The sequence below is a fragment of the Sutcliffiella horikoshii genome (assembly GCF_008180725.1).
GTDB lineage: Bacteria > Bacillota > Bacilli > Bacillales > Bacillaceae_I > Sutcliffiella_A > Sutcliffiella_A horikoshii_B.
The window spans coordinates 24,822-37,592 of record NZ_VTEV01000015.1 but is presented as its reverse complement, the minus strand read 5'-3'; the positions used below and the strand labels follow the sequence as shown (position 1 = coordinate 37,592).

At 42.8% G+C, this 12,771-nt stretch carries 14 protein-coding genes; all 14 read left to right on the top strand.

The features are described from left to right. Window positions 1-7: 7 nt before the first annotated feature. The 14 genes from FZC76_RS21860 to FZC76_RS21800 all read left to right on the top strand — a co-directional run bounded on the left by FZC76_RS21860 (window position 8) and on the right by FZC76_RS21800 (window position 12,767). Complete coding sequence (locus FZC76_RS21860) at window positions 8-991, top strand: metallophosphoesterase family protein (protein ID WP_148990221.1); 984 nt, start codon at window positions 8-10, stop codon at window positions 989-991. Then, a complete protein-coding gene (locus FZC76_RS23605) occupies window positions 988-1,278 on the top strand; it encodes a hypothetical protein (protein ID WP_262372756.1) in 291 nt (96 codons plus the stop codon). The genes FZC76_RS21860 and FZC76_RS23605 overlap by 4 nt, the downstream gene beginning before the upstream one ends. Beyond that, the gene (locus tag FZC76_RS21855; RefSeq protein ID WP_262372755.1) at window positions 1,263-1,727 is read left to right on the top strand and encodes a hypothetical protein; all 465 of its coding nucleotides are present in this window, start codon (window positions 1,263-1,265) and stop codon (window positions 1,725-1,727) included. Before FZC76_RS23605 ends, FZC76_RS21855 begins: the two co-directional genes overlap by 16 nt. A 10-nt stretch (window positions 1,728-1,737) precedes the next feature. Next, the gene (locus FZC76_RS21850) at window positions 1,738-2,256 is read left to right on the top strand and encodes a hypothetical protein (protein WP_148990220.1); all 519 of its coding nucleotides are present in this window, start codon (window positions 1,738-1,740) and stop codon (window positions 2,254-2,256) included. Continuing rightward, window positions 2,238-3,920, top strand: a complete 1,683-nt coding sequence (locus FZC76_RS21845; protein WP_148990219.1) for a DEAD/DEAH box helicase — start codon at window positions 2,238-2,240, stop codon at window positions 3,918-3,920. The genes FZC76_RS21850 and FZC76_RS21845 overlap by 19 nt, the downstream gene beginning before the upstream one ends. A gap of 49 nt (window positions 3,921-3,969) precedes the next feature. Next, window positions 3,970-4,677, top strand: a complete 708-nt coding sequence (locus FZC76_RS21840; protein ID WP_148990218.1) for a hypothetical protein — start codon at window positions 3,970-3,972, stop codon at window positions 4,675-4,677. Window positions 4,678-4,705: 28 nt separating this feature from the next. Further along, complete coding sequence (locus FZC76_RS21835) at window positions 4,706-7,783, top strand: DNA primase small subunit domain-containing protein (RefSeq protein WP_148990217.1); 3,078 nt, start codon at window positions 4,706-4,708, stop codon at window positions 7,781-7,783. Between the two features lie 12 nt (window positions 7,784-7,795). Next, complete coding sequence (locus FZC76_RS21830; RefSeq protein ID WP_148990216.1) at window positions 7,796-8,014, top strand: hypothetical protein; 219 nt, start codon at window positions 7,796-7,798, stop codon at window positions 8,012-8,014. Between the two features lie 258 nt (window positions 8,015-8,272). Next, window positions 8,273-8,983: a GIY-YIG nuclease family protein gene (locus FZC76_RS21825; RefSeq protein ID WP_148990215.1), complete on the top strand. Its 711-nt coding sequence runs from the start codon at window positions 8,273-8,275 to the stop codon at window positions 8,981-8,983. A 15-nt stretch (window positions 8,984-8,998) separates the two neighbouring features. Then, window positions 8,999-11,431: a bifunctional 3'-5' exonuclease/DNA polymerase gene (locus FZC76_RS21820; RefSeq protein ID WP_148990214.1), complete on the top strand. Its 2,433-nt coding sequence runs from the start codon at window positions 8,999-9,001 to the stop codon at window positions 11,429-11,431. After that, window positions 11,432-11,764: a nucleoside triphosphate pyrophosphohydrolase family protein gene (locus FZC76_RS21815; RefSeq protein ID WP_262372753.1), complete on the top strand. Its 333-nt coding sequence runs from the start codon at window positions 11,432-11,434 to the stop codon at window positions 11,762-11,764. Continuing rightward, a complete protein-coding gene (locus tag FZC76_RS21810) occupies window positions 11,761-12,096 on the top strand; it encodes a hypothetical protein (RefSeq protein ID WP_148990213.1) in 336 nt (111 codons plus the stop codon). The genes FZC76_RS21815 and FZC76_RS21810 overlap by 4 nt, the downstream gene beginning before the upstream one ends. Continuing rightward, a complete protein-coding gene (locus FZC76_RS21805) occupies window positions 12,032-12,325 on the top strand; it encodes a hypothetical protein (protein WP_262372752.1) in 294 nt (97 codons plus the stop codon). Before FZC76_RS21810 ends, FZC76_RS21805 begins: the two co-directional genes overlap by 65 nt. Next, a complete protein-coding gene (locus tag FZC76_RS21800; protein WP_148990212.1) occupies window positions 12,309-12,767 on the top strand; it encodes a hypothetical protein in 459 nt (152 codons plus the stop codon). The genes FZC76_RS21805 and FZC76_RS21800 overlap by 17 nt, the downstream gene beginning before the upstream one ends. Window positions 12,768-12,771 lie beyond the last annotated feature (4 nt).

Here is a 12,771-nt window from a genome sequence, read left to right as displayed (position 1 = left end):
GGAAAAGATGAAATTACTGTATTTCGGAGATCCTCATATTCGAGGAACGAACCCCCGAAACCGAAAAGACGATTACAAGGAAGCACTTAAAGCGAAACTACTGGAGATATTTAACCTTGCCAAATATAAGGGCGTGGAAGCGATTATCCAGCCGGGTGACACGTTTGATAGACCGGAAGTAACAACGGGAGTATTACTGGAATTTGCAGAGGTCATGAGACAGTCTCCAGTTCCTATATACACAACAGCAGGGAACCATGACATATATGGATATAACCTAGATACTTATCAGCGGACAAGCTTAAAAGTACTGGAATTGATTGTCCCACAGTTCCATGTAATAAACGACCCAAGCATTCCAGTGATGCTAAGTAAGGATGGGGTAGACGTGCAGCTGACTTTTACTCCATATAGTAGCGAGATGGATAAGGACGGCTTTGGTTATAGTCCTACCTGCAAGAAAGAAGAAAACGTATTTTCTATTCATACTTCTCATGGGATGCTGTTAGATCACGAGCCGCCATTTGACCGATATACCACCATTAAAGATGTAAAGACATCCGCTAACCTGGTACTTTGCGGTCACGACCATTCAGGCTTTGGGATATATGAACGATCGGATGGCGTTACTTTTGCAAACATTGGGAGCATAACTAGGTTGTCTGCTTCTCAAACGGAGCTGCAAAGGACTATTCAGGTGTTGTTAATTGAAGTAACAGATTCAAAGACTTGTAAACTGGAAACCATTCCTTTACAAAGCGCGAAGCTGGGGGCAGAGGTTTTAGATCGTACCCGAATAGAAGCGGAAGAAAAGAGGGCATATGCGATGGAAGAATTCTCAGCACTCATTCAATCAAAAACTGGGGAGAAAGCATTGGTGGATATCAACAGTATTGTACAGGCCATCGCAAAGGAGCAAGGGTTAAGCACTGAAGTTGCACAAATTGCATTAAACAAAATTTCTCTATCAAAGGAGGGTATGAGGGCATGATTGTAAACAAACCACAGTTTGATGAAAACATTTTGTCAGAAGGAACGGCTATCCAAGTGACCACGAACAGAGGCTGGGAAGCTGTAAACAATTCATATCAATGGAATGGAATCGTAGTAGCATTCTCACCTCTTCTTATCTCAGTGGCAAGATACAATCCAGAAATGTCCGATGACATGGATATTGTAGATATAAAGATTGAAGAAGTATCGAAAAAGCACAATCCAGTCACGATTAAACTACTTATTCCAGTAACAGAGGAGGAAAAAGAATGTCAGCTTACCTAAAAATCATTTCGCCTGAAAAGGTTCAGGATACCTTTGATCAGTTAGACGCCGTTGTTCAAGATGTAGTAGCAAAAGGTGCTTCGAAAGAAGGTGCCTATGGCAATAAAGCGGAAAAGTTAAAGCTTAAGCGCCAATTGGAAACGGAAGTGGAATTGAAGGAGTCCGAGGCTTTAATGGATATCCGTGGTGAAGGGAAAGAAGCACACGTTATCATGGGCGATCAAAAAGTCAGTCTAACAAATGATAAACTCCGTGACGCCTATCGTAAAAATGCCAGCCGTGCAGAAAGACAAAGACTAGCGGAGGTGGAAGCAGACCTTGCCAAACTGGAAATTCATCAATACCAGGCAAACGATTCCTGGTCCACGGCTGTGGAGGCAGCGGGGGTCGTTAAAGCTAAAGCCAATTTACAAGCTTCTTTATTAAACTTTGTAAGTAAGAACTCTTAGGAGGATGTAAATGGATCCTAAGCAAATAGCATTGAAGAATAAGCAGAGGGAACGGAATCAGCGTGGGAACGATTTTCAGCAGGAGATACGTAGAAGCTGGAGACACATTCCAAATGTCTGGAGACTTCGACTCAAAGACGGAGGCGGAAGTACGAATGCTGCAGATGAACTTACCATTACGAACTACGTAAATGTGTTAGCAGAGTTAAAACGTACAGCGGGACAGAAATTTAAGCTGGGGATGTTAGAACCGAATCAAATCAAAGGACTTATCGATTTTGATGAGGTGACAGAACGAAATTATGGGCTTGTGTTCATCAGCTTTCATAACGTATCCAAAGGTTTAGATGAAGCCTATGCCATTCGTTTAAAGACGGCCCTCCAGTTTATGAGGAAACGTGATCAGCTCCATATACACATGGATGACTTGAGAAACGGCACAGTACCTTCCATTGCTATGAAACGAATCCAAGCAGCTGAACCTACCTTTGACTTGAAGGAGGTGGCAGAGTGCTCCAAATATTTGTAACCAGTAACATTCGTATAAAAGGGGCTCCTACTCCATTAAAAGCAGCAGTCACCAAAGCACTGACATATGATAATCCTGCTTACGTGGACCGTAAAAAGAAGCGCCGCCCAGTGTGGGGAATTGAAGCAAAGATTAAAATGTATTTCTACAACATGGGGGACTTGATTGTTCCCCGAGGGTTTTTGAAAGAACTAAAGACGCAAGTTTCTAACCTGGGCATTAACCCTGATAAAGTCATGGTCAATCGTCAGGTAGAGGTAGACCCTATTAGCTTCGGACAATGGAATCCTAGCTATCAATTGAAAGAAGATCAGCTACCATTCGTCAGTGCCATATTAAATGACAATGGAATCGGCGTAGCACCTGCGGGTAGTGGAAAGACAGTCATGGGAATGAAATACATCCATGAAAAAAAGCAACCAGCTTTATGGTTGACTCATACAAGAGACCTGATGTACCAGACCAAGAAACGAGCAGAAGCAACTCTACTGGGGGTGGGTAAAATCGGCCTAATTGGAGATGGTGTGCTTGATTATGGAGATGGTAAGTTAATCATAGCAACGGTTCAAACCTTACAAGCTAACCCTCATATCGTTGAAGGATTAAAGCAGTTGATAGGAACACTTGTCATTGATGAGGCTCACCACTTTCCAGCACCACAGTTTATTGATGTGGCGGGTCATCTTCCAGCAAAAAATGTTGTAGGGTTGACGGCTACACCGGATAGGAAAGACAACCTTGAAATTTACATGTTCATGGGAATTGGTCCAATCATCTATGAAATTAGCAGGGATGGATTGTATGAAAGTGGACGATTGATAAAACCCGAGATCCGGTTTGTGTACACCGATTTCCAATATGAGCAGGCCAGTGTACGTAACGAAATTAATAGTGTCGATGCCGGGGGCGAGGATCTTGATTACAACGCTCTTAAAAACGAGCTGATTCATGACGAAGCACGGGCAAAGTTAGTTGCGGAAAATATCTTGGAAGCTTCTAAACATGGTGCTCAAATCGTGATAACTGAAAGTGTCCGATACTGCTTTATCCTGAAGGATTTAGTAGAGAAACTGACCATAGAAAAAGGGAAAAAGATGCTTTCCACAGCGGTAGTTCACGGAGGCATAAGCCGTTTCAAATGGCTTAACGCCAAGAATGAAATGGATGCGATGACCCGAGTGAATACTGGGCGAGCAGAAGAGTACCGCCACCATAAGAAACTTGGTTGGCAAGTGAAGGTGGCGGACTACACCGAACAGGAATTCAAAGATTGGCAGGTCACGAAAGGCGAAAGAAAAGCAATACTGGAGGCTGCCGAAAACAAGCAAGTGGATGTTCTGTTCGCTACACAGCTAGCAAGAGAAGGGCTAGACCTTCCACACCTTGCAGTTGGTCACATGGCCATGCCAAAACGTGGGGATGCTGCAGGAAGTAGGAACGGTTCTGCAGTGGAACAAGAAATTGGAAGAATAATGCGTCCTGATCCATTGAACCCAGGGAAAAAAGCCTATTGGTTCGATTACGTGGATTACAACGTGGGGGTCCTGAAAAGTCAATATAACAGCCGCCGTTCTGTTTATAACCGTTTGAAATTGAAAGTTCCGTCCAAACCACGAACTCAGAAACAAGAGATCGAGGATTTCTTGGACAACATGCCCTGGTAACAATGCAACAAACCAATAAATCTATTCAATCTAAAGGAGAAATGTTCACATGAAAACTGAAAACCAAGTAACAACAACTGAAAACCAGGTAGCCGTATCCAATAACAGCAGCAATTACATTTCCGTCATTTTGGAAGAAACAAAACAAGGATTTCTTGAAGCTAACTCAGGGTTAGATCTTGATTTCGTCCGAATGGGTGACTGGTTAAAAATCAGCAAAAAAGGAAACTTCATCGAGAAAGACAACGAAGAAGTAAGCTACGGGGATCGCATTGATGTAGTAGTGGGGCACGGAGAAAAACGTTACACCTTATGGGGGAAAGATAACACTCCTGAAAAAGGGCAAATCATTACGATGGAACAAACACAAGAAGAAGCTGAACAAGCTCTTGCAGCTTGGTTAGAAGAGAATCCGGAAGCAGCGGAACGATATACATTTACAGATATCGATTTACGTTACTTGGCGTATGTAGTTCCTGTCTCCAGTATTGCTGACTCTGCAAAAAGTGGAGACCTGCCTGACATCTATCTAATGTCTTTCCCTAAAGGAGACACAATTGGATGGGGAAAATATGCGATGAGCCTGTTTAAAGGAAAGCACAAAGGCCTTGGTATCCCAAAAGGAACTGGAGCTAACCGAGTAGTTACTCGCTTGGTAACAGAAGAACGTGAGAACAAAGATAAAGAATCTTACCTTGGAATCAAATTTGAACCAGTTGGATTGTTTGTGCCATCAGAATATGGAATTGAAGCATAAAAAGGGTTAACAAAGGGGCGTTTACAGAATGGCTAAGAAAGAACTAACTGCAGAAGATTACAAATATGTAGACGCCTGGTACAGCGATCAAAATGGGAGGCAGATTCCTTGGACCCGTATTCTACGTTCGGATCTTATAAAGTTCCAGCAAGAGGAAGCATTAAACTACAACTGTTTTGCTACGGTCCAAGCATTTGCGAATCCGGAAAAAGTAAAAGGGGAAGCTTACACAGCTCCTCTTTACTTTGACCTAGATCATGCGGAAAACCCCGCAGTAAGCCAGGCAGACGCAGTGAAACTTATTAAGTTTTTCACAGAGGATCTAGATATACGAGAAAAAGATATCTGGGTGTATTTTTCAGGGTCAAAAGGTTTTCACATATTAATCAACAGTCAAGCGTTGGGGATTCATCCAAGAGCGGACCTTCATAAAATCTTCAAGCATATTGCTGGGTATCTCATTCACCGTTTAGAACTTACTTCCATGGACTTAGTGGTCTATTCTGATAGACGCCTTTTACGGTTACCTAACTCTGTTCACCAAAAAACAAAACTCTACAAAATTGAATTAAGTCTAGACGAGGTACGAACCCTTTCCTTAGAAGAAATTAAGGAGAAGGCCAGCACTCCAAGAAGAGAGCCTGTGTTCACCAAAGATTCCCGACTGGAAGGGTTAAAGCTCCGAGGGAAGTCAGGCCATTTCTATCACGATAAGATGCAGGAGTATCTTCAGGCTGCCGCAACAAATCGAAAGTACGATAACGAGGAATTTAATTTCAAAAAAGGCAGTCCTCCCGTTTGTGTGCAAGACATCCTAGAGGGTGGATGGAAGAAAGACGGGGACCGTAACCAGGCAACCGTGCAACTTGCTTGTTACTACAAAGATGCGGGACACAATCGAGAAGACACATTGAAGCAATTGGAAGAATGGGTCTTGAAACACACATCCGCAGGCAGTGACTACCAGAAGAAGCAAAGGCTTGCCAACACCCGAAGCGTAGTGGATGCCGTATTCAGTAAAGACAATACTTACAAATTCGGTTGTGCGTTCATTCGTAGCTTACACGGGCCAAAAAAGCCAGGGGAAAAAGATTACGAACGTGTGGCTTGTGCCGGGGACATGTGCCCTTGTGTGAAGAAAATCAGCGATGAGGATCAGGCAGAACCAGAAGTGCTCCACCTCTCCAAAACTGGAGATGCCAACCTTAGCGGAAAACTTGTGAAAACGAATGTCATGATTGCCGGGAAGAAACATACTCCGTATATCGTGCCTAGTAAGATTGAATACCATTGCTGGGGGAGAGACAGCTGCAAAAAGTATCACTGTCCTTTATACGATATCCCAACCAATACAGGGTTTAAGGATCTCGGAGTACATGACCGGGAACTGATCCAAATGACTGGGGTAGGCGATGACAACATTACCGGAATTCTGAAACAGTTATCTGGAATCCCGAATTGCGGAAAATACAATATTGAACGAATTGAGAACACAAATGTAGATGAATTACTTGTTATTCCAATGGCAGAGGAAGATGAAGAAGCCGAAGCAGGAGAGAGCAACAAATATGTTTTACGAAGGGTGTATGCGGTAGGCGGTCTTCCAGTTAATGAAAATAAGTACTACGAGCTGACTGGTTATGTGTATCCGCATCCGAAGAACCAAGAAAGTACCTTGTTACTAAAAAGCGCAAAACCGCTACAAGATGTGGTGGAGAGCTTCCGGTTAACGGAGGACGTAAAAGAACAGCTTGCCGTATTTCAACCGGCGGACTACACCGGTGAGGCAATTGAAGAAAAACTTGCTGCCATCTGTAATGACCTCACTTACAATGTGACACACATCGTAGAACGGGATGAAACATTGATGGCCATGTTGCTTACCTACCATAGTGTATTACGGTTCAATGTTCCTTGGGACAGTAGACCAATACGTGGTTGGGTGGAGACAAAAGTAGTAGGGGACACAGGTACAGGAAAGAGCGCCATGATTGAGAAAATCATGAAGTTCTGTGGACTAGGTTCTCGAGTAAATGCAGAAAGTACATCCAGAACTGGATTGACATACAAAATGGAACAAAGCGGGGCGAGTGGTGCCTGGTATATAGTGTGGGGAGCATGGCCATTAGCGGATAAAGAACTTCTTTGGATTGATGAAGATACAGGCATTGAGAAGGACGAGTATGGAGAAATGACGCTCGCACGATCAGACGGAAAGCTAGAAGTGAAACGAGCGGTTACAGCAGAAACACCTTGCCGTGTCCGTGCCATCCTTTCAGGAAACGTACCAAAAGGGAAGCGGCTGGCGGATTACGCACAAGGAGTGGAAAGCTTAAAGGATATTTTTAACAACGAGGATATCAGACGTTTTGACGCTGCTATCTTCATGAGGGCAGCGGATGTGGATCCAGCGCTTTATAACCAAAAGCTACCGACTTTTCCTTCTATGATTTCAGCAGAGACAATGAAAAACAACATCCTCTATGCATGGAGTAGGAAACCGGATGATGTGATTTTCACGGATGACACGATTGATCTATTACTGGAGACGTCAACGGAACTTAGTAGGGTGTATGGGAATGCAAATGACATTCCACTTGTAAGTCCTTCTGATCAACGGAATAAGCTGGCAAGACTCGCAACTAGTCTTGCAGCATTAACGCATTCCGTGGACGAAAGTGGAGAGAGAATTGTGGTTCATCCGGGGCATGTCCAGTTTATAGGGGCGTACCTAAAAGAGATCTATAATGCGCCAGGTTGTGGACTTAATTATTACGCGAAGCTTGCAATCAAAGAGGAAGAAATGACAACGGAGAAATTCAAGAAGATAGAACGGGATTTAAGAAGGTTGGATGTTATTAAGAAAGACGGAAAATACTACGAATTTATTAAACTCTTTGCACAACAGCGTTACCTTCGTTTGGGAGACGTAGAGGCAATGCTGAGCATTGAGAAAGAGGATGCCAAGGCCATTGTGAATCAGTTGGCTAGGATGCGGATGGTTACCATGACATCTGGTGGGTACCGCAAGACACCTCGTTTTAATAGCTTCGTAGCTAAGTGTTTCGAACTTGGACTGTTCGATATGGTAGATGACGAATATTAAGGAGTGGTTAAGGTGAAAGTAAAGTTAAGTTTGCGCCAGAAGGAAAGCGGTATTGTTCACGATTTGGAGAGAGACCTCACATCAACCGAATTGTCTGTTTTAAGAGAAGTCGGCTACTTGGTTTATGAAGAAAAGGCCTTCACTTTACAGAAAAACATGACGGTTATCTTACTTGATGAATTAGATCCTACTCCAGTATTACTATTGGTTTTTGTGCACTTTGATAGCTGATTACTAAAAGCTTATGGACAAGCATTAACATTTAGAACACTTATTTTCTAAAATTTTGTTCCGTGGGAAGAGCAGGATTTTAGTTTATATAAATTCAGTAATAATCGAAACCTCACTTTCTTACGGTAAGTCGTGTGTTGGGCACACGAGAACGCAAGACGCCTTCCTTCTTTGGGTCCAGTGGCAACGCGAAGCAAGACAGGGTACACCCTACTGTGGGAGTGGGGTGTACTGAAAAATATTAAGGATGTGAAGAAAATGTGGTTACCAACGTCTGCAGTTTGTGAAAAAGGCAGTACCCCAAAAATAGAACCTTACCCCGGTATATATCGAATTTATGATATTGCAGGAAAACTTCTTTATGTAGGGAGAAGCAAAAATGTACAAAAGAGATTACAGCAGCACTTTAATGGGACAACACACACTGCTTTATTTTGTAAAAATATGCATAAAGCCTTAATAACATACGCTAAGCATCTTGGACAGGATATTAACCTAAGAAAAGCGGAGCGCTTCTTTATACAAAAAACTAAACCTCTTTATAACAAGAAATGTGTAAACCAAGATGAAGAATTAAGTTTTGAAGATTTATTGGACTATGCCCCCGAGGTAAGGTTTTTCAACGCAATCTCAAAATTAATTGAAGAAGGAAAAGCGTACCTAATGAAAATGGGTGATTACGAGGAAAAAGAAGGCTGCTTAATTGGATATGAGGACAACAAATATTATTACTTATTACCAAAAGTAGTGTTTCCTCAAGTTGTTTTATTCTATGAGGAAAAGGGAGAAGAGTTTGATTTAACAACACGAGCCTTGTATAAAAGTCTAGCAGAAGAAAAATTAATTCTTTCAAAAGTAGAAAACGGCACTTTAAGAACAACTTTAAAAAAACGAATACCTGGAAGGCCAGAAACTATGACAAGGCTATTGTTTGTACCGAAGAAAAACAATCGAGGATTTGTAATATAGAAAGAAGGTGTCCACATGAAATTAGGCTCGCTATTCGGAGAAAAACCAAAAACACTAGCAAAAGTACCAGTTAAAAAAACTGGTTTAGTGTTTAAAGACGATGGGTCACCAGTACCCAGCTTGGCTGATGTTTTACCCAAAAAGAAGAAGCCCGGGGAATTTAACATAAAGTGGCCGAAGATTTCGCCACAAAAAGTGAAAGACTACCAACCAATTGTAACTAATGAAGAACTAATACAGTACTTAAAGAAATGTGAAGAAACAGGTCTTGCGGGATTTGACTGGGAAACGGCTGCAGATGAACAAACACGAGAAGAGTACCAAGCTGCAATAAGCCTTTTAGAAGGAGCAGAGGCCTCCGGAGGCATCACAGTGGAAGAAAAAGAATCGGAGATGGAGAGACTAACAGATGCCTATAAACGCACCCCTTTAGATCCTTGGAAAGGGGAGATATGCACGGCTTCCATCTCAGCAGCTCCTCACGAAAGCCGGGTCATTCCTATCAGTCATCGAGTAGGAAACGTATTTGAACCGGAGTTAAGCAGAGAAGAAGCACGAAAGCTGTTCATGGACACACTGGAAACGCATCTTTTCCACAATGACAAAATCATCAAGATAGCAATCAACCTAATCTTTGAATCAAAATGGGCAGCGAAATATGGAAAGTATATTTTGAATCCGGTAGCCGATCCATTGATGATGTGGGTTCGATGCTTACAAATCGTGGCTCCTCATCGATTGAAAAACTTAAAGAAACCAACAACAGGCTGGGGACTAAAGCCAGCAACGAAAGCAGTATTTGGAGTCGAAATGAACGACTTTATGAAACTACTGGAAAGGCACAAAGTAGACTTCTTCGACGAAATAGCTGCGGATAAAGGTGATGGACTTCTCTACTCAGCAGAGGATGCAGATTACGCGGTCCAGCATTACCAGTATTGGTTAGAAGTAGCAAAACAGATACCGAATTATGAGAAATGGCTACATGACATTGAAATGCCCTTCCAGCGTGTTATAGGGCTGATGGAATACTGGGGCATGAAATGGGACAAAGCCCTTGCTACCAAGAAACGCGAAGAAGCGCTGCTGGAGCAACAGAAAGCAGCGGAAGGCATCGCAGAGATTGGAAAAGAGTACTTTGGATTAGACATTAACCCAGGTAAGTCAGGAAAGACCGGCGCGGTAATGGAACTACTCTTTGACCATGTGAAAATACCCGCAGCGAAATTTGGGAAGACAGGTCCAAGTTTAGATAAAGAAGCTTTGATAGACATGAAATTCATGCTAGAAAACAAGCTTCATAACTTGGAAGAAGAAAAGTATCTAGCGGCGGAACTTCCTCCTAACTGGGAAGCGTTAGACCCGGAGAAGGATCCTAATTTAGAGAAGCAGGTTAGGGGTGCCGTAAGGATTGCACAAAGGCCAGAACATCCCTATAAAAAGCAAGGGTTGAAACTTATTGCCCTACTGCAGAGAATCCAGTCTTACAGTACATTGATTTCCTCTCACATCGTAGGTCGAGAGAAGTATCTAAATGAACGAAGCGGGAGGATTCATGCGGGCTACAGTACATTCACAGACACGGGACGATGCAACAGTTTTAATCCGAATGGTCAGAATGTTCCGAGTCCTCACAAGGATGAACTAAAAATCCGTAATTTCTTTGTACCGGCACCAGGAAAAGCATTGTTCTTGATTGACTTCTCAGGGTTTGAACTCCGGCTTATGGCTTGGAAGGCAAAAGATGAAACGATGATAGAGCTCTTTAATAATAACGGTGACATGCATAGAAAGACGGCTTCCGTTTTAACTGGAAAGCCCGAGAAAGAGATCACCAAGATAGAACGAACTAATGCAAAAGCGGGTAACTTCGGAATTTCATATGGTGGAACGGAACATGCCCTGCAAAAAACGTTTAAAGTAGATTACCAAGTTCGTAAGACATTAGATGAATGCTATCAGATCGTAGAGGCAGTAAAAACGGCTTATCCAAGAATTCCACAGTATCAAAGAGAGATAGTCTTGGAGGCACGGGAAGATGGTTATGTATCTACGATGTACGGGTACATCCGGTTGCTACCAGGTATCAACAGCCCTCACAGGGGAGATAGAGGAAGTGCAGAGAGACAAGCTGCTAACACTCCGATTCAGGGGGCTGCGGCAGATGTTATGAAACGTTGCCAGAACGAAGTGTATGAAGCAATTGGACGTAAAGAAGGCGCCATGATGCATGGTAGTACAGACATGATCGCACAAATTCATGATGAAATTATCTTTGAAATGGATGATGACCCGGAGATTATTCAAGCAGCTGGTAACCTTGTAAAAATGATTATGGAAAAAGATCCGATTCCAAACTTCCCGGTACCTGTAGAAGCAGAAGCCAGTGTCGCGTATAAGTGGGGAGAAAAACAAGATTTAGAGGATTGGTTAAAGGGGAGAAGCTAGATGACCATGACACGAAAAGACTTAGAAAGCATTGTAGAAAGCGGTCCAGAGAGCATACAGAAATTTGCTCACCTGCTACTGCAAGTCAATGAAGATGTGTTAAATGAACGACTTAGACAAAACGAAAAATGGGGCCATCAGCGTCATGATCTTGGTACATGGTTAATGATCTTGATTGAAGAGGTTGGGGAATCGGCTCAGGCGATGCAAGTGAAAAAAGGCTGGGGAAAACCAACGGACGCTTCCAATCTGTATGAAGAATTGATTCATGTATCAGCTGTTGCCTCTGCCATTGCGGAGCAAGTCTTGGAAGAGAGTAGGAAGCGGAAATGAGAGAAAAGTCACCGACATTAACCATTAAATCCTCTCATTATGTAGGAGCAATTAAATCAGGCAGTGCTTATAGACCTTCAGGTAAAAGGGTAGGGGTTATTGCTGTTAAGAAAAAAGGGACATCAGATGAAGATTATAACCCCTTAGTCTTGGATTGGGTGGTCTCCCGGTATCGGAAAGACAAACGGACCGGGGCGATTGCTCCAGTTGTTAAGGATCCATATAGTGAGGATTTATTCAACAGTATGTTCAAGAAATGGAGGGAGAATGGTGCAGCAGAAACTATCGAGGCAACAACGAAGAGACCAAGAAAGAAGAAGTCAAAAGTTTAATAGCCGGTCTAGTTTTTCCAAAGAAGAGCTGGAAAAGACAAATGAGATCAGCTACAGCATTGGGGTAGGCTTATCGCTTAAAGCCGTTGCAGAGGTCCTTGGAATCGGAGAAGTGAGGCTTGAAAGAGTAAGGACGAAAATCAAGGAGCTTGAATTTGAACACTTCCATCAGTTAAAGCCGTTTGATCCAAAACCTTTTACGGAGGGTCCTTATGAAAAAACCAAATGATTTCGATATGTTTCTGGCCATGGCAACGGACGTGTTTATTCAAAAGGACACGGATTACGATAGCCGTTTTATGCGGGGGATGATGAAACTGGATGCCCGAACATTGTGGGAATGGGAAGTGGACAAAAAGCTGGACCGCCTTCGTACATGGCTTACCCGTGGTGAGCTTTTGGTAAAAGAAGAGGGTGTGGAGAATTCGGTAGTGGATCTCTTCAATTACACCGTTCAATACGTGTATTATGTACAAGTTTATGTAAACGGAATGAACTATCTGAAACCACACAATATTCAGGGATGGCAGGAAAAACGAGAACGAAACTTTTACCATGTAGCATCCAAGTTAAAGCCGGAGGAATGGGTGAAATTCTTGGAGTCAAAAGGAAGAATTCAGAAAGAGGAACGAGTATTAAAGGCGCTGTTGCTGGAGTTTATGGGAGCTTAAATCT

Bases quoted from the DNA above. Each gene is read 5' to 3' on its own strand.
- FZC76_RS21860 (WP_148990221.1), top strand. From the start codon at position 8: ATGAAATTACTGTATTTCGGAGATCCTCATATTCGAGGAACGAACCCC.
- FZC76_RS23605 (WP_262372756.1), top strand. From the start codon at position 988: ATGATTGTAAACAAACCACAGTTTGATGAAAACATTTTGTCAGAAGGA.
- FZC76_RS21855 (WP_262372755.1), top strand. From the start codon at position 1,263: ATGTCAGCTTACCTAAAAATCATTTCGCCTGAAAAGGTTCAGGATACC.
- FZC76_RS21850 (WP_148990220.1), top strand. From the start codon at position 1,738: ATGGATCCTAAGCAAATAGCATTGAAGAATAAGCAGAGGGAACGGAAT.
- FZC76_RS21840 (WP_148990218.1), top strand. From the start codon at position 3,970: ATGAAAACTGAAAACCAAGTAACAACAACTGAAAACCAGGTAGCCGTA.
- FZC76_RS21835 (WP_148990217.1), top strand. From the start codon at position 4,706: ATGGCTAAGAAAGAACTAACTGCAGAAGATTACAAATATGTAGACGCC.
- FZC76_RS21825 (WP_148990215.1), top strand. From the start codon at position 8,273: ATGTGGTTACCAACGTCTGCAGTTTGTGAAAAAGGCAGTACCCCAAAA.
- FZC76_RS21820 (WP_148990214.1), top strand. From the start codon at position 8,999: ATGAAATTAGGCTCGCTATTCGGAGAAAAACCAAAAACACTAGCAAAA.
- FZC76_RS21815 (WP_262372753.1), top strand. From the start codon at position 11,432: ATGACCATGACACGAAAAGACTTAGAAAGCATTGTAGAAAGCGGTCCA.
- FZC76_RS21810 (WP_148990213.1), top strand. From the start codon at position 11,761: ATGAGAGAAAAGTCACCGACATTAACCATTAAATCCTCTCATTATGTA.
- FZC76_RS21805 (WP_262372752.1), top strand. From the start codon at position 12,032: ATGGTGCAGCAGAAACTATCGAGGCAACAACGAAGAGACCAAGAAAGA.
- FZC76_RS21800 (WP_148990212.1), top strand. From the start codon at position 12,309: ATGAAAAAACCAAATGATTTCGATATGTTTCTGGCCATGGCAACGGAC.